This window comes from Pseudomonas sp. 06C 126 (assembly GCF_001855215.1).
Taxonomy (GTDB): domain Bacteria; phylum Pseudomonadota; class Gammaproteobacteria; order Pseudomonadales; family Pseudomonadaceae; genus Aquipseudomonas; species Aquipseudomonas proteolytica.
The window spans coordinates 57,697-73,700 of sequence record NZ_MIFU01000088.1 but is presented as its reverse complement, the minus strand read 5'-3'; the positions used below and the strand labels follow the sequence as shown (position 1 = coordinate 73,700).

At 62.1% G+C, this 16,004-nt stretch carries 16 protein-coding genes; 8 read left to right on the top strand and 8 right to left on the bottom strand.

Features of this window, described 5'->3' with window-relative positions; all coding sequences use genetic code 11:
- Positions 1-199 precede the first annotated feature (199 nt).
- Positions 200-1,075 (bottom strand): LysR substrate-binding domain-containing protein, encoded by an 876-nt coding sequence (locus BHC62_RS16065; protein WP_070995494.1) that lies wholly within the window; start codon positions 1,073-1,075, stop codon positions 200-202.
- Positions 1,076-1,340: 265 nt separating this feature from the next.
- Here BHC62_RS16065 and BHC62_RS16060 point away from each other — a divergent pair, with 265 nt between their 5' ends.
- Both BHC62_RS16060 and BHC62_RS16055 read left to right on the top strand, forming a co-directional pair.
- Positions 1,341-2,666, top strand: a complete 1,326-nt coding sequence (locus tag BHC62_RS16060) for an MFS transporter (protein WP_029298389.1) — start codon at positions 1,341-1,343, stop codon at positions 2,664-2,666.
- Positions 2,667-2,784: 118 nt separating this feature from the next.
- Positions 2,785-3,492: a YebC/PmpR family DNA-binding transcriptional regulator gene (locus BHC62_RS16055; protein WP_029298387.1), complete on the top strand. Its 708-nt coding sequence runs from the start codon at positions 2,785-2,787 to the stop codon at positions 3,490-3,492.
- Between the two features lie 114 nt (positions 3,493-3,606).
- On the opposite strand, the gene BHC62_RS16050 is transcribed toward BHC62_RS16055, so the two are convergent.
- From BHC62_RS16050 to BHC62_RS16035, 4 genes are read right to left on the bottom strand one after another with little or no spacing between them, the layout of a single operon-like run.
- Positions 3,607-4,911, bottom strand: a complete 1,305-nt coding sequence (locus BHC62_RS16050) for a protein kinase (protein WP_070995493.1) — start codon at positions 4,909-4,911, stop codon at positions 3,607-3,609.
- A gap of 35 nt (positions 4,912-4,946) precedes the next feature.
- Positions 4,947-6,059, bottom strand: a complete 1,113-nt coding sequence (gene zapE / locus BHC62_RS16045) for a cell division protein ZapE (protein ID WP_070995492.1) — start codon at positions 6,057-6,059, stop codon at positions 4,947-4,949.
- A gap of 12 nt (positions 6,060-6,071) precedes the next feature.
- Positions 6,072-6,818, bottom strand: a complete 747-nt coding sequence (locus BHC62_RS16040; protein ID WP_070995491.1) for an anti-sigma factor — start codon at positions 6,816-6,818, stop codon at positions 6,072-6,074.
- On the bottom strand, positions 6,815-7,321 hold the full coding sequence (locus tag BHC62_RS16035; RefSeq protein ID WP_029298379.1) for a sigma-70 family RNA polymerase sigma factor: 507 nt from the start codon (positions 7,319-7,321) through the stop codon (positions 6,815-6,817). The genes BHC62_RS16040 and BHC62_RS16035 overlap by 4 nt, the downstream gene beginning before the upstream one ends.
- A 218-nt stretch (positions 7,322-7,539) precedes the next feature.
- On the opposite strand from BHC62_RS16035, the gene BHC62_RS16030 reads away from it, so the two are divergent.
- The 4 genes from BHC62_RS16030 (at position 7,540) to BHC62_RS16015 (ending at position 12,212) form a co-directional block, all read left to right on the top strand.
- A complete protein-coding gene (locus tag BHC62_RS16030) occupies positions 7,540-9,144 on the top strand; it encodes an amino acid adenylation domain-containing protein (protein WP_070995495.1) in 1,605 nt (534 codons plus the stop codon).
- Positions 9,141-10,433 (top strand): hypothetical protein, encoded by a 1,293-nt coding sequence (locus tag BHC62_RS16025; RefSeq protein WP_070995490.1) that lies wholly within the window; start codon positions 9,141-9,143, stop codon positions 10,431-10,433. The genes BHC62_RS16030 and BHC62_RS16025 overlap by 4 nt, the downstream gene beginning before the upstream one ends.
- A 163-nt stretch (positions 10,434-10,596) precedes the next feature.
- Complete coding sequence (locus BHC62_RS16020) at positions 10,597-11,679, top strand: catalase family peroxidase (protein ID WP_070995489.1); 1,083 nt, start codon at positions 10,597-10,599, stop codon at positions 11,677-11,679.
- Positions 11,676-12,212, top strand: a complete 537-nt coding sequence (locus BHC62_RS16015; protein ID WP_070995488.1) for a cytochrome b — start codon at positions 11,676-11,678, stop codon at positions 12,210-12,212. Before BHC62_RS16020 ends, BHC62_RS16015 begins: the two co-directional genes overlap by 4 nt.
- Here the strand turns inward: BHC62_RS16015 and BHC62_RS16010 are convergent.
- The gene (locus tag BHC62_RS16010; protein ID WP_029298369.1) at positions 12,158-13,375 is read right to left on the bottom strand and encodes an MFS transporter; all 1,218 of its coding nucleotides are present in this window, start codon (positions 13,373-13,375) and stop codon (positions 12,158-12,160) included. The two genes, BHC62_RS16015 and BHC62_RS16010, sit on opposite strands and share 55 nt — an antisense overlap.
- A 97-nt stretch (positions 13,376-13,472) precedes the next feature.
- Here BHC62_RS16010 and BHC62_RS16005 point away from each other — a divergent pair, with 97 nt between their 5' ends.
- Positions 13,473-13,928, top strand: a complete 456-nt coding sequence (locus BHC62_RS16005) for a helix-turn-helix domain-containing protein (RefSeq protein WP_029298367.1) — start codon at positions 13,473-13,475, stop codon at positions 13,926-13,928.
- 22 nt (positions 13,929-13,950) lie between these two features.
- Here BHC62_RS16005 and BHC62_RS16000 read toward each other — a convergent pair whose 3' ends face one another.
- A complete protein-coding gene (locus BHC62_RS16000) occupies positions 13,951-15,102 on the bottom strand; it encodes a M14-type cytosolic carboxypeptidase (protein WP_070995487.1) in 1,152 nt (383 codons plus the stop codon).
- Positions 15,103-15,203: 101 nt separating this feature from the next.
- Between BHC62_RS16000 and BHC62_RS15995 the strand changes: the two genes are divergently transcribed.
- On the top strand, positions 15,204-15,416 hold the full coding sequence (locus BHC62_RS15995; protein WP_133714916.1) for a hypothetical protein: 213 nt from the start codon (positions 15,204-15,206) through the stop codon (positions 15,414-15,416).
- A gap of 166 nt (positions 15,417-15,582) precedes the next feature.
- Here the strand turns inward: BHC62_RS15995 and BHC62_RS15990 are convergent, their stop codons facing one another.
- Positions 15,583-15,930 (bottom strand): DUF6124 family protein, encoded by a 348-nt coding sequence (locus BHC62_RS15990; protein WP_070995486.1) that lies wholly within the window; start codon positions 15,928-15,930, stop codon positions 15,583-15,585.
- Positions 15,931-16,004 lie beyond the last annotated feature (74 nt).

The following is a 16,004-nucleotide window of genomic DNA, read 5'->3' as shown; positions in this document are numbered from 1 at the left end:
AGCCGCATCCAAGCTTCAAATGTGTAAACGATGTCCCCGGTTTCAGATGTAAAGGATGTCTACGGTTCTACACCCCCGCTGGGCTGCGCAGCAGCCCCAGTAAGACCGCCGAGTTTTATCAGATAGACCGCGGCACCAGGGTTTGGGGCTGCTGCGCAGCCCAGCGGGGGACGAGCCCCCTCGCCACACAGGTCGGTGATCAGGTATCCAGGCTCTCGCGGACAATCTCCAGAAACGTCGCCACCACCCGTCGCGAGCTTTGTTCTTTGAGGCACACCAGTGTTTCCTTCATGCGCTGGGTGCAGTCGCGGATTGGCATGGCATACACCCGGGAGTCTGCACCGAATTCCGAGGCCGAGACTACGCCCACGCCAATCCCTACCACCACCGCTTCACGGGCGGCCTCGCGGCCTTCCACCTGGATCGCCGGGCGAATGCGCAACCCGGCCTGGTGCATCTCCCGTTCCAGGGTCTGACGGGTCACTGAGCCGGTTTCCCGCAGAACCAGGGGCGTGTCGTCCAGGTCCGCCAGGTCGATGAATTCCCGCCCGGCCCACGGGTGGTTGCGTGCAACAAAGGCCAGCATCGGGTCATCGCGCAGCGGGATTGAGAGCAGGCGTTCATCGTCGACGTCGCGCCCCACCAGCGCCAGGTCAGCCTGATAGTTGTGCAGGCGATACAGCGCATCATCGGTGTTACCTGTCTCGATCTTTACCGTGATCCCCGGATAACGTTCGCAAAACTGCGCGATCTGCGGCAGTACATGCACCGGCGCATCCACGGCCAGGGTCAGGCTGCCGGTCTGCAAGGCCTTGGAGTCTTGCAGCAGCTCCTCGGCCTCGGCGGCGACCACAAACAGACGCTGGGTGATACTCAGCAGGCGTTCGCCCAGGTCGGTCAGGCGCACGGAGCGCTTGTTGCGATGAAACAACAGCACGCCGAAGCGCTCTTCGAGCTTGCGCACCTGGTCGGAAATGGCCGGCTGGGTCAGGAACAGCCGCTCGCCGGCCAGGGTAAAGCTGCCGTGGACCGCTACCGCATGGAAGGCTTTGAGTTGCGCGTGGGAAACCGACATGGCACGACCTCTTACAAGCTGGGCTTATATTTGAAATACGATAAATCGATTTTACCTATTAGTCAGCCATTGCTTTGATAGCCCCCAGTCGCCGTAGGTTGAGTCCTACAACTTCGGCGATCATGGGTCGTTGCGTGCAACCTTGCAGGACTCATCTGACCAGTACCGGCGCCCAGCGACCCGGTACTGCAGTGCAAAACAATAAAAACACAGGCAATTGCTTTTCGATTCTGCCGGCACACTCACACCTGAGGTCAGAACCACCATGAATATCCCTATGGGTAGTATCAAGCGTTGGCGCGTGCAGATTTTCGCCATCACCTGGCTGGCCTATGCCGCCTTCTATTTCACCCGCAAAGCGTTTTCCGTGGCCAAGTTGGGGATCGTCGACGACCCGAGTTTCCCGCTGGACAAGATGATGATGGCCAACCTGGATGGCCTGTACCTGGCGGCGTATGCCGTTGGCCAGTTCACCTGGGGCATGCTCGCCGACCGCTTCGGCCCCAGGGTGGTGGTGTTGGGAGGGTTGGTGATTTCTGCGGCCGCCGCCTTGGTCATGGGCACGTTCGCCACGTTGCCGATCTTCGTCACGTGCATGTTGATCCAGGGCCTGGCGCAGTCCACTGGCTGGTCGGGGCTGTGCAAGAACCTTGGCAGTTTCTTTCCGGCGCAACAGCGCGGGCGGGTGTTGGGCTTGTGGAGTTCGTGCTATGCGTTTGGCGGGTTGGTGGCATCGCCGTTTGCCGGTTGGTGGGCCTATACCCTGATCGGCAGCTGGCACGCGGCATTTATCTCCAGTGCCGCGGTGGTGGCGTTGGTGGCGGTGCTGTTCTTCATTTTCCAGCGCAATACGCCCCAGGACGTCGGCCTGCCGGAAGTGGAGCCTGAGCCGGCAATGAGCGCCGACGAGCAGGCGGCGGCCAAGAAAATCAGCATCCTTGAGCCGCTGCGCGAGATCTTGCGCAACCGCACGGTGCTGACCTTGGGCCTGGCCTACTTCCTGTTGAAACCGGCGCGCTACGCGATCCTGTTGTGGGGCCCGGTCATCGTCTACGAGCAGATGCCCTCGGTGGGCAAGGTCGGTGCCGCTATTGTGCCCACGGCGTTCGAACTGGCGGGCCTGTTGGGGCCGATCATGATTGGCCTGGCGTCCGACAAACTGTTTGGCGCCCGGCGCATGCCGGCCTGTGTCCTCAGCCTGTTGGCGCTGACGGTGTCGCTGGCGCTGTTCATGGGGGCACTGCATACCGGTAGCGTGCTGTTGGTGATGGCCCTGCTGTTTGTCATGGGCCTGACCCTGTACGGGCCGGACTCGATGATCAGCAGTACGGCGGCGATCGACTTCGGCACGGCCAAGGCAGGTGCGACGGCGGCGGGCTTCGTCAACGGTTGCGGTTCGGTGGGGGCGATTCTCGGTGGCCTGTTGCCGGGCTACTTCGATACGGTGACGGTGTTTATCGTGTTCGCCGGCGCCGCGTTGTTTTCGGCGTTGGTGCTGATGCCCTATTGGAACGCCCGGCCTGCGGTTTTGGCGCAAGTGGGCGACTTTGTGCCGGATCGCTCAGTGGCGATCAAACCCCTGCGCACCTGAGGCACCTGCAATGCTGGCCGGTTTTTTGGTGGAACGAAGGGGTCTTGCCCTATAAACTCTGCGGCCAAAGCGCCGGCCAGTAGACGTCTCGGCGCCACGGATATCAAGAGAGTGAGTCATGGGCGCACAGTGGAAGGTTAAACATAAAGAAGCGGCATCCAATGCCAAGGGCAAGATCTTCGGCAAGCTGGTGAAAGAGATCACCATTGCCGCCCGTAATGGTGCGGACACCGCGACCAACGCCCACCTGCGTCTGGTGGTCGAACAGGCCAAAAAGGCCTCGATGCCCAAGGAAACCCTGGAACGCGCGATCAAGAAAGGCGCGGGCCTGCTGGGCGAGACCGTGCAGTACCATCGAGTGACCTACGAAGGGTTCGCCCCGCACCAGGTACCGTTGATCGTCGAATGCGTGACCGACAACATCAACCGCACCGTGGCGGAAATCCGCGTGGCATTTCGCAAGGGGCAACTGGGGGCTTCGGGCTCGGTGGCCTGGGACTTCAACCATGTGGGGTTGATCGAGGCCTCGCCGGATACCCCGGATGCCGACCCGGAAATGGCCGCCATCGAAGCCGGCGCCCAGGACTTTGAAGAAGGTGAAGAAGAGGGCACGACCCTGTTCATTACCGAGACCACGGACCTGGATGCGGTACAGAAAGCTTTGCCGGAGCAGGGGTTTACCGTGTTGTCGGCCAAGTTGGGCTACATCTCGAAAAACCCGGTCAGCGGCTTGAGCGACGAGCAGATGGCGGAAGTCGAAGCGTTCCTCGAAGGCCTCGACAACCATGACGATGTGCAAGATATGTTCGTCGGCCTGGCGGGCTGACACCGGCCTTTAATCATGGACGGGGGCTAGTGTGGGAGCGGGCTTGCCCGCGATAGCGGTGGGTCAGTTACACCGCTATCGCGGGCAAGCCCGCTCCCACATGTGCATGGCGTTTCAGAGGGAGGACAGCAGTGTCTCGATCTCTTGGAACGCCGGACGCGTGAGCACCTGCGGCTGGCAGCAACTGTCACGCAGCGCCTCCAGCACTTGGCGCTGTTCATCGCTCAAGCCTTCGTTAATGCGCTCCAGCAACTCCCCCAGCAATACCCCGAACGCGCGCACTTCAATGCGCTGCAACGCCCTGGTTTCCAAGGTGTCTGCCGTGGCGCTGAACGATGCCGCGCCAAAGTCCCCGAGCAAGCAATCACCCTCGGCATTGCACAGGATATTGTGGCCATACAGGTCGCCATGGGTAATGCCGTGCCGGTGCAGATGCGCCGCTACGGAGGCGATGCCGCGCGCCATGCGCAATGCCACTTCCAGGCTGAAACGGGTGGCAGGGTCGTAGACGTCCCGGGTGCAGGACGCCAGGCTGGGCAGATCGGCGAGGTTGCGGTAGCTCGGGTCGATCAGGTCCATTACCAGGGCGGCCTGTTCAGTGGGGTGGCCGATCACGCGGCCTTGCACCTTGATCAGGTTGGGATGCAGCCCGGCGGCAATGCAGGCCTGCATTTCGTGCAGCGGCGAACCGTCGCTGGTGATGGTGCCCTTATAGAGCTTGACGGCCACAGGTGCACCCGATGTTCCCCTGAGCGCCTTGCGAATCACCCCTGACGCGCCTTCGCCCAATATTTCGCCCAGTTGCAGTTCAGCCCAGGGAATATTCGGCGTCGCCTCATCATTTACCAGGTCCACCGCGCTTTCCACCGGGTTGCCGGCATAGGCCAGCCAGGTCAGGCGCGGCAGCGTCAGCAGCCATTGCGGCAATTGCGTCAAGCGGTTGGAGGCGATGCGCAGTAGCTCGAGGTTGTGGCACTGGGCCAAGCTCGCCGGCAGTTGCTCCAGGCGGTTGCCCGCCAGCATGAGCTTCTGTAGCAGGGGCCGCTCACCGAGTGCGTCCGGCAAGTGGCTGATGCCGTTATCGGTGAGGATCAACCAGCGCAACTGCGACGGCAGCGCGGCGGCGGGCACATGCTCGATCTGGTTGGCCTTGAATCCGACCATGCTCAATTGCTGGCATTGGCCCAGGCACGCTGGCAGTTCGGTGAAGGCGTTGTCCGAGCAAAACAGCACACGCAGGTGGGGCAGGCGGTGCAAGTCGTCCGGCAGGCTGCTCAGGGCGTTGCCGCTCAGGTTGAGGATTTCCAGGGAGTCGGCCAGGTCGAAGATTTCCCGGGGGAACTGCGTCAGGCCGCAGGACAGGTCCAGGCGCTTGATGCCAGCCAGTTGGCCAGCCTTGAGTTGGGCAAGGGTATCCATGAACAGCTTCGGTCACTCGACAAGGGCAAAGGCGCTCATGATAGCGACTTGAGCGCCGGCGAGCTGACTTGTTGCAGCTGGCCCAGGCGGCTGCGGGTGCGGGCCAGGTCAATCGCCTGACCTTGCAGGGCCGTATCCAGTGGCTGTTGGCCCAGCAGTGTGAGGTGCTTGTCCTGGTCGTACAGCACGTCGATCAGGTTGATAAACCGCTGTTGCACGGCAATCGGGCAGTCGTCCAACCGGGGCAGGCCGTCGATGATCCAGTGGTCGAAGTCCTCGCACAGCAGCAGGTAGTCCATTACGGCGGTGGGCTGTTCACACAGGTCCTCGAAGGCCACGGCCAGGCTGCGTGCCTGTTGCCAGCGCACCCGCAGTTGCCGCGAGCCGACCGTCAGCGCCAGGGGCGGGCCATCGGTTGCGGGCAGCCCCAGTTCACGGCGCTGGGCCGGGGTGCCGGGCCACACGTATTGGCCGTGGGTAAAACGCTGCTGCCGGTGGTTTTGCGCCAAGCCGCGGTAGTCCTGGGGCGCGCTGACTTCCATGACGTCCATGCGCGCGCTGATCAGGTCGATCGCCGGCTTGAAGCGCTGGTGGTACAGCGGGTTGGGCAGCAAGCCTTGTGGTGGGTAGTTGGAGGTGACCAGCACCAGGATGCCGCGTTGGAACAGGGCCTTGAACAGCCGGGTGATCAACATCGCATCGCCGATGTCATGCACATGGAACTCGTCGAAACACAGCACCCGGCAGCCGTTTAGTAGCTGGTCCAAGGTCGCGCCCAGGGCATCGGCCTGCTGGCGGTGGGCAAACATGCCCCGGTGCAGGCGGGCGAAAAAGTCATGGAAATGCACGCGCTGTTTGCCGGGCAGCGCCAAGGCCTGGAAAAAACCGTCGAGTAACCAACTTTTGCCGCGGCCGACGGCGCCATGCAGGTACAGGCTGCGGGCCGGGCGGTTGGCTAACAATTGTGCGGTTTGCCGGGCCATGGCATCGATCACCCGCAACTGGCTGGGGCTGAGGGTGTAGCCCTGCTGCCGGGCCTTGTCCGCGAAGAACCGGTGAATGGCTGGCGCGCCATCGGTGGCGGTCTTTTTGCCCAGCAACCGTTTGAGCAAGGTCAGGCGACGGGGGCGGTTATCGTGAAAGGGCATGGCGTTGGCGTCCTAGAACCGTGTGGTTTGCTTGAGCAAGCGGGTGGTCGGTTCGTCCTCTGGGCTGACCATCGCGTAGTTGTAGCCGGGGCTGGACCAGTATTGGGCCTGGAGCCCGTCGGCACTGCGGCTGCCCCGTGGCAGCAAGGTGTTCTGCGGGCCCGGTGGGCGAATATAGAAACTGATGCGCCGGCCTTGTGGGTTCTCGTAGAGCACCATCGCCGCTGCGCCCTGGTCCGTGGTGAGCAGGCGCCCGCTGACGGGGTTGAAGCCGGCCGGGCTCAGGTCTGGCAGGCGATGGGCCTGGGCGAAGTAGCGGTCGAGCCAGGCTTGCATATCGCCGTTGTCGTGGACCTGATAGTCGGCGGGCATGATCTGGTCTTGGGCGAACAGGCGATAGGCCTGCAGGGCATCGGTCATCGGCAGTGCCGTGGTGATAAGCGTGGCCTGCCGCGCTTGCCAGCCCCCCAGGCCACCGAGCCCGACCGCGAGCAACAGCACGGCCGCGCTGGCGAATCGACGGCGCGCGTGGCGCTTGAGGCGCTGGCGAATCAGCGCCGGGTCCAGCCCAGGGTTCGCTGCCGGCTGGGCACCGAGCGCCGCGCGCAGGTGCTGGGCATCCTGCTGCCAGGCGTGGACCTGGGCCGCGACCTCGGGGTGCGCGGCGAGCCAGATGTCCAGTTGGCGTCGATCAGGCTCCGTAAGCTGGTGATCGACGTAAGCGTGCAGGTCGCGCTCGCTGGGGGGCAGGCTGATCATTTGAGTCTCCGCAGGGAAGGGCTGGTGATGTCACCGTCGCTGAGTTGGCGCAAGGCCTGGCGCGCGCGGGACAGGCGCGACATCACGGTGCCGATGGGCACCTCAAGAATGTGGGCGACTTCCTTGTAGCTCAAGCCTTCCACCGAAACCCACAGCAGCAGGGCGCGTTGCTCGCTCGTCAATTGGTCAAAGGCTTGCAGGGTCGTCTGGGCGATCACTGTGCGTTCGGCGGACGGCTGCGCGTCATCGCGGCCGGTAAAGAACTCCAGCATTCGCGCGTAGCGCCGGGAGCGGCGGTGTGCATCGAGGAATTGCCGGTAGAGGATCGAGAACAGCCAGGCCCGCAAGTCACCGTCTACGCGTTTGTCGCGCCAATGGACGATGGCCCGCTCAAGGCTGGCCTGCACCAGGTCGTCAGCGCTGCTGGCGTTGCGTGTCAGGGAGACGGCGAAGCGCCGCAGCCTGGGGAGTAGCTCACGCAACTGTTCGTCGAGTTCATGCATGGATGGCCTGCGGCGCGTGTGTGGCAATGGGCTGTGCTCAGGGAGACGCTAGCCAGCGATGGATATTCCATTCGTAGGAAAAATAAATTCAGTGAATGGCCTCGTTCCCTATCGTTTGTAGCCTCTCGCAAGTCTGTAATGTCGTGTCAGTTCCTCAATCAAGCGCCCTGACTGCCCGGTCACTGTGGGGCAGGAGCCAGATGAGGAGTAAGCCTATGATGTCGGCAACAGCAACGAGTGGGGGGTTTGTCAGTACCAGGGCGCTAGGCCATTTGCCGGCCCGGCAACGCGATACCCTCCAGGCCTGGGGATGCGGTGCGGTCAGCCCACTGCCGTACACCTCTATACACCAGGCCTTTGAAGCGCACGCGGCGGCAGCGCCCGAGGCGATAGCCGCCCGCTGGCTGGACCAGAGCATCAGCTATCGGCAGTTGAATCGCCAAGCCAATCGGCTGGCGGCGTACCTGATCGAACAGGGGGTTGTGCCGGGCGACAGTGTGGCACTGTTTGTCGAACGCTCGATCCCCATGCTGGTGGGGATGCTCGCGGTGCTGAAAGTCGGTGCTGCGTATGTGCCCCAGGACGCCCGAATTACCCCACCGGCCCAGCTGGCGATGATCCTTGAGTCGTTGTCGAGCCAGGTGGTGCTGACATTGTCGGGGTTCAAGGATCGCCTGCCGCTGGCAGCGGATCAGCCGTGCGTGTGCCTGGATGAGTTTCTCGCGCAGGCGCCGTGGCCGGCAGAGGACGCAGACCAGAACGTCGTTGTGCCCCGCCCCGGCGACTTGTGTTTTGTATTGTTTACCTCTGGTACCACGGGTCGGCCCAACGGGGTGCAGGTGACCCATCGCAATGTGTGCAACGTGCTGCTGACGGCGCCGGGAAACCTGGGCATGAAGCCGGGCATGATCGTCGGGCAGATTCTCAACATTGCATTCGACATGGCCGCCTGGGAAATTCTCGGCTGCCTGGCCCACGGCGCAACATTGCATATCCGCACCCAGGATATCGGGCAGACGGCGCGCCTTTGCCAGGTGCTGATCGCAACGCCGTCAATCCTCGGCACCCTGGACCCCCAACAGTGCCCCGACCTCGAGACGGTAGCCGTGGCGGGTGAGCCGTGCCCACAGGCACTGGCGGACCGATGGGCGGCCCATTGTGTGTTCTACAACGGCTGCGGGCCTACCGAAACCACCATCGTCAACACCCTGCATCGGCACACGCCGGGGGCACCCTTGACCATCGGCACGCCTACGCCCAACAACACCGTGTATGTGCTGGATGAACACGGGCGGGCCTGCGCGCCAGGGGCGGTCGGTGAGATGTGGGCCGGGGGCGACGGGGTGACGGCGGGTTATCTGAACAACCCGCTATTGACCGCGCAACGTTATTGCCCAGATCCGTTCCTGGGGGCGGGCCGCATGATGTTTCGCACACGGGACCTGGGACGCTGGACCGACAGCGGGGCCCTGGAACATCTGGGGCGAGTGGACGATCAGGTCAAGGTGCGTGGTTTTCGCGTGGAGTTGGATGCGGTTTCAAGCACTTTGGAGGCGTGTGGGGCGTGTAGCCGGGCGGTGACGCTGAAGTTCGACAGTCAGCACCTTGTGGCGTTTGTGACGCCGGCCAGTGCGAATGTTCCGGCTGCCAGGCAGTACTGCGCGCAGCGGTTGGCCTACTACTGCGTTCCCGCGTTGATCTTTGCTGTGGAGAATCTGCCGCTGACGGCGCGCGGCAAGATCGACAAGACCTTGCTGCTGCAATGGGCGCGCGACAGCGTCGAGGGGCAGCAACTCGCCCTGCAAGCAGGTGGCCGCCCATGATTGACAGGTTGATGGAAATACCATTGCCTGCACGGCCTGGTGGGTGGCGACGTTGGTCTGGTGCGCCGCTGTTTTCTCATTACAACCGGCTGGTAGCGCTGGTGCTGGTGGCCAACGGTTGGTTTGCGCTGGCCAGCCTGCAGCTGCCTGTTGTGGATGTGCAGGTGGTGTCGAAACTGGTGATGTTCAACCTGGCCCTGGCGATTCTGGTGCGCCAGCAGTACGTGATCAACGGGTTGTTCTGGCTGGCGACGCGGATCCCCGTGACGTGGCCGCTGTGCATCCGTCGCCATGCGGCCAAGGTCTATCACTTGGGGGGGCTGCACAGCGGTGGCGCGGTGGCGGCGACGTTGTGGTTCGCGTTGCTGGTCGGCAGCCAGGGATGGCGTTACCTGCAACAGCCCCACAGCGTTTCGGCGGCGTGGTTGCTGGTCAGTGGGGCATTGTTCGGGATGTTGGTGCTGATGGTGGTGATGGCGCAGCCGTGGATTCGCGGTCGCTTCCATAACGGCTTCGAGCGCGTGCATCGGTTTGCAGGGTGGGCAGCCTTGTTGCTGTTCTGGGCGCAGACGCTGATGGCGGTACCCCAGGGCAGGCTGCTGCATGCCATGGAGTTCTGGGTGTTGCTCCTGCTGAGCCTGAGTATTGCCCTGCCTTGGTTGCGCCTGCGCAGGGTGGCGGTCAGTCATCACCGACCGTCCGACCATGCAATAGTGACCCGCCTGTGCCACACCATGCCGTTTGCCGGCTCGTCCACTGCAATCAGTCTCCAGCCGCTGCTGGAGTGGCATTCGTTTGCCAATATCCCAGCTCCGGGCCAGCCGGGTTTTCGCCTGATTATTTCCCGGGCCGGGGATTGGACGGGGCGCTATATCGACCGCTTGCCATCGCATGTGTGGGTCAAGGGGATTACTACCGCGGGCGTGGCCAACGTCGAGACCTTGTTCAAGTCGGTGGTGTACATCGCCACAGGGAGTGGCATCGGCCCGGTGATGCCGCATTTGCTGGCGGCGCAGGTACCGATCCAACTGGTGTGGTCCACCCGCAGCCCCGCCAAGACCTATGGCGCGCAATTAGTCGCGGAAATTGTGCGGGCACAACCCGATGCGGTGATCTGGGACACCGATGTGCGGGGCAAGCCGGATCTGGTGCAGTTGGCCTACGCTGCCGTGCAAGCCGCAGGGGCCGAAGCGGTGATCTGCATTGCCAACCAGGCCTTGACCCGCCGGGTGGTTGAAGAGATGGAAGCCCGGGGCATACCGGCCTACGGCGCGATCTGGGATTCCTGAGCAACGGTTTGGCACGCCGCCCCGCCAACAGGGGTGGGATGAGTCCGAGAAATAGGACTACTTGCCACTTGTTCTGAAAATACCTACAGCTTCAGGGGAATAAGCCTGCGTCAGCAGCGTCTTATTGCACCTTCCCCTGTGGCCGTGGGCCTCGGAGCATTTCATGGTAGATCACTCATCACCGTCACGTCGGCCGTTGGGGCGTGCAAGCCTGCTGCTGCGCCTGGCCGCTATCGGTGTGGTTGTCGGCGCAGTGGCGGGAGCCTTTGCCTACGTCAATGGCACACTCGACCCACAACGTTTGCGGCCCAAGACTCTGGTCAATGCGCTGGAAACCAACAACGGCGTTCACCCCGGCTACCGACGCAACCATTCCAAGGGCGTGTGTGTCGCGGGCTATTTTGAGAGCGGTCCTGCGGCGCGTGCGTATTCCAGTGCGCAAGTGTTCCACGAGGCACGCACTCCGGTGATCGGGCGTTTCGCCTTGCCCAGCGGCAACCCGTATGCCCCCGACAGCAGCGTGCCGATCCGTAGCCTGGCCTTGCAGTTCAGTCAGGCCAACGGCCAGCAGTGGCGCACCGGGATGAACAGCATGCCGGTGTTCCCGGTGGGCACGCCCGAGGCGTTCTACCAGATGCTCAAGGCGGGCGCTCCTGACCCGGTGACCGGCAAGCCGAACCCGGCCAGCATGCCGGCATTTTTTGCCAGCCATCCCGAGGCTGCGCCGTTTCTGGCATGGGTCAAGACCGCCAAGCCTTCGGCCAGTTATGCCACCGAGTCCTACAACGGCATCAATGGGTTTTACCTGATCAACGCCAATGGCCAGCGCCAGGCCGTGCGCTGGGGCGTGGTGCCAATCAGCCAGGACACAAAGGAGGCTGCGGCGCCTGCGGGGGCGGATTTCTTGCAACAGGACCTGGAACAACGCTTGCTCGCCGGCCCCGTGCGCTGGCAATTGCTGATCACCCTGGCCAACCCCGCTGACCCCGTGGATGACGCCAGCAAAGTGTGGGCTGGCGAGCATACGGTGCTCAATGCCGGCACGCTGGTGCTCGACAGCAGCCAGCCGCAACTGAGCGGCGATTGTCGTGATATCAATTTTGATCCGCTGATCCTGCCGAGTGGCATTGAAGCGTCCAACGATCCGCTGCTGGCGGCGCGTTCTGCCGCCTATGCCAGTTCGTATCTGCGGCGTACCGGTGAAGTCAGCCAACTGCACAACGCGGTTCAGGAGTCGAAGCCATGAATGCCCCATCCCGGTTTTTTACCCCGCTGGCGCGCTTGCTGCACTGGCTGATGGCATTGATGGTCATCGCCATGCTGTTTATCGGTGCCGGCATGGTGGCGTCGGTTTCTCAACGGCATGAGTGGCTGCTGCACCTGCACAAGCCTTTGGGTATTGCGATTCTGGCGTTGGTGATCGTGCGCCTGGGGGTGCGTTTTTCTACGCGTCAGCCGCCGTTGCCTTCTGATTTGCCACTGTGGCAGGTGCTGGCGGCCAAGGCGTCTCATCTGCTGCTGTATGGCTTGATGCTGGTGTTGCCGCTGCTGGGTTGGGCGATGATTTCGGCGGCGGGCGACCCGGTGATGCTCTCCAGCACCGTGCAGTTGCCGGCGTGGGTGCCGGCCAATGCCCAGTTGTTTGCGGTGTTGCGCAAGGCTCACGGGTACCTCGCCTATTTACTGTTTCTGACGGTGCTGCTGCATTTGGCGGCGGCGTTGTTTCATGGCTGGGTGCGTCGTGATGGCGTGTTGCAAAGCATGCTGGGCAAGGACTGAGCACCGAGGGTAAGCCGCCAGTAAACCAGGGCCAGCAGGTTGATGGCAGCGCCCAGGGCGCACACGCCGAGCCAACCGGCCCAGGCGTACATCATCGTGGCCATGACCGAGCCCAGGGCGCTGCCTGCCGAGTAGAACAGCATGTAGGCGGCCACCAGCCTGCTCTGGGCATCGGGGCGCACGCTGTAGATCAGGCTTTGGCTGGTGACATGCACGGCTTGCAGGCCGAGGTCGAAGGTAATCACACCGAGCAATAACGCCCATAACGAGGACTGGGTGAAGGCGATGGCCAGCCACGACAGCAGCATCAGCATCAAGGCTGCACCGCTGGTCCACTGGGCGCGGCCTCGGTCGGCCAGGCGCCCGGCATGGGCCGCACCCAGCGCGCCGGCGGCACCAGCAAGGCCGAATAGGCCGATCTGGGTGTGGGACAACGACAATGGCGGGGTGCTCAGCGGCAACACCAAAGGCGTCCAGAGCACGGTGCCGGCGGCAAACGTCAGCAACGCCAGCACTGCACGATCCCGCAGGACTTTTTCCTCGCGCAACAGGCTGAACACCGAGCGTAGCAATTGTCCGTAGGAATCCTGCGTACGAGGCTGTTCGGCGGCGGGCAACACACGCCACAGCAACAGTGCCATCAGCAGCGTCAGGCCGGCCGACAACAGGTACACCGAACGCCAGCCGGCCAGGTCCGCCATGATCCCGGATACCGTGCGCGCCAGCAGCAGGCCGACCACGATGCCACTGGTCACCAGGCCGACCACGTGCCCCCGTTGCTCGGGCTGTGCCAGGTGGGCGGCATAGGCCACTAACACCTGGGCCACCACGGCGAGCAGGCCCGTCAGCAGCAGGCCCGCCAGGAACCACGGGCCGCTGCTGGACAGCGCGACCAGCAGAACCGCACAGGTCGAGAGCAACAACTGGCTGACAATCAAGTGGCGGCGATTGAGCAGGTCTCCCAGTGGCACCAGCAATAACAGGCCGATGCCATAACCGACCTGGGTCAGGCTGATGACGATGCCGACGGTGGCCGGGTCCATGGCGAACGTGCTGGCCATGGCATCGAGCAGGGGTTGGGCGTAATACACATTCGCCACCGATAACCCGCAGGCAATGGCGAACAGCAGCACGACCGCGCCGCTCAAGGGGGATTTTGGCATGTTGGATGCTCGTTATAGTTTTGAAATGAAACCAGTTGTACGGTAAGTATTCCGGTTTTATATTGCAACTACATTTTTTGTCAGGCAGGCATCATCCATGGTCAAACTCACCCGCTTTGAAACAGCCGAATGTCCGGTCGCGCGCTCACTGGAGGCCATTGGCGATGGGTGGGCGCTGTTGATCATTCGTGATGCCTTCGATGGCATCCGCCGTTTTGGCGAGTTCCAGCGCAGCCTGGGGATGGCCAAGAACATACTCTCGGCGCGCCTACGCAATCTGGTGGCCCATGGGATTTTCGAGATCGTCCCAGCCTCCGATGGCAGTGCTTATCAGGAGTATGTGTTGACCGAAAAGGGCAGGGGGTTGTTTGCCGTGATCATTGGGTTACGGCAGTGGGGCGAGGGCTTTTTTTACGCTGAGGGCGAGGCGCATTCGTTGATGCTGGACCGAGAGCACGGGCAGGCCCTGCAGCCCTTGCAAGTGCGTGCGGCGGATGGCCGGGTGCTCGGGCCGCAGGAATGTCTGCGGGTGGCGGCGCAATCCGGGGGCTGAATGCCCCCCGGGTTGGCCAGGGTCAGCGCAGTACGTCGACGATATCCGCCACGCTGCTTAGCACGTCCTTGCCCAGTTGCAGCGAGCGTTTGCCGGACCAACCGGTATGCGGGTCGGGTGCATCGTCGTTGTCCTTGAACGGCATTTCCAGGGTCAGGGACAGGCAATCGAACCGCTCGCCCACACTGTTGCACGCCAGGGTCATGTTGGCCTGGCCTGGCAAGTCGCGGGTGTAGCCATGGGTGGTCTGGAAGTCGCGGGTCAGTTCGCTCAAGTGGCTGCGAAAGTGTTTTTCCAGGGCCTCGATACGTGGCGTATAGCCGGGGTTGCCTTCACAACCTGCGGTGAACACGTAGGGGATTTCCTCGTCGCCGTGGATATCCAGGAACAGGTCGACGCCGTATTTCTCCATTTGCTGTTGGACGAACAGCACTTCCGGGCTCTGCTCCTGGCTTGCGTTTTGCCAGGCCCGATTGAGATCCTGGCCCATGGCGTTGGTGCGCAGATGGCCGTGGAACGCGCCATCCGGGTTCATGTTCGGCACCAGGTAGAGGTCGGCGGCGGCCAGCAGTTTTTTCAGCTCATCATCACCGTCCTGTTGCAGGCGTTCGATGATGCCTTCCATAAACCATTCAGCCATGTGCTCGCCGGGGTGCTGCTGGGCGATGATCCACACTTTGCGTTGCCCCGCACCGCCCTTGCCACGGCGCAGCAGGGGGATATCGCGGCCCTCGATGCTTTTGCCCGTTGCCAGCAATTGGGTGCCTGCGCGGTTCAGCGCTCGGTCGATCAACCAGGCGTGACGCTCGCGGCTGTAGGGTTCGAAGTAGGCGAGCCAGGCGTGTTTTTGCTCGGTCTTGAATTCGATGTGCAAGGTTTCGCCATCAAAGCGTGTTGGCACGCGGAACCAGTTGATATGGTCGTAGGATGCCACTGCGTTGTAGCCGCTCCAGGCATGTTTGTAGGAGGACTGGCCGGCGTTGCTCAGGCGAAAGGTATGGGTATGACCGATGTGCATACCTTCGGCCTTGAAGTGGAACCATTGGAAGTGCTGGCTGCGGGTATCGGGTTTGATCGCCAGCAGCGGTTGATGGGCATCGCGGGTGTCGAGCACCTGGATATTGCCGCTGTCGAAATCGCTGCTGATTTTAAGGGAGGTCAAGGCCACGGTCATAGTCTGGTTGCCTGAATATGAGAGATGTGACAGGCAGTTTACACAGGGGCGGGGTAAAGTTTGGGACGCAAATTGTTGCGAAAAAGGAGGGGGCGTCGTCCGTGACGCAGCAGCAGCTTAGAGTCTATGAGATTGATTCTCAAGTGCTAATTTGGAAAGAACCGGACCAGAGCGCTTTCTCGGCTTTCTTTCGGCGATGGTCTTTTGCTACCATGCGCGCCATCAAGCAACACACAGTCTTCATTAGCCTGAAGCCACGCCAGAATAACTGGCAAAAAAAAGACCCGGCCAAAGAGCCGGGTCAAAAACCGTGATTAGCCTGATGAGGAGATATTCCAAGAGTCCGACCTAAGGTCTCTTGGTCTATCGACTGATCTCGCGACCAGCTGCTTGCAATAATAATCATTATCATTTGCAAGTCAAATGTTTTTATCTGCCAGATAGAAATATTTTTCCTTCTGTTCCTGCACGCCTACCTGGTTACGAGGTTTTCCCGCCTGCCAGTTGCAGTGGACGCTCCAGCATGGCCTTGGCCATATCAATTAAATACACCACCGAAAACGCCAGGTCCCGGGTGCCTCCCAGCTTGTTGTTCGCCAGCTCATACGCGATGGCGGCGGCGCTGCGCAGCAAGTCCGACGCGTGGATCAGTGCTTCTTCACTGCTGACGGTGGGGCTGGCCTCGAACCAGGCCATATCGTCCGATGCAGGGTCTGTATCTTCTTTCAAGTAGTAATCCAGTGCGCGTCGAGCTGCGTCGCTGCCCTGCAAGAACTTTATTTCGTCGGTATCAGGTGTACCGTCCAAGTGATCCGGGGTTGTGGTCATGGGGTGGGTGCTCTGGGTGGGAAGGTGAACAGGTACGACTGATAATAATACGATCTGTATTTATGTCATTTGAT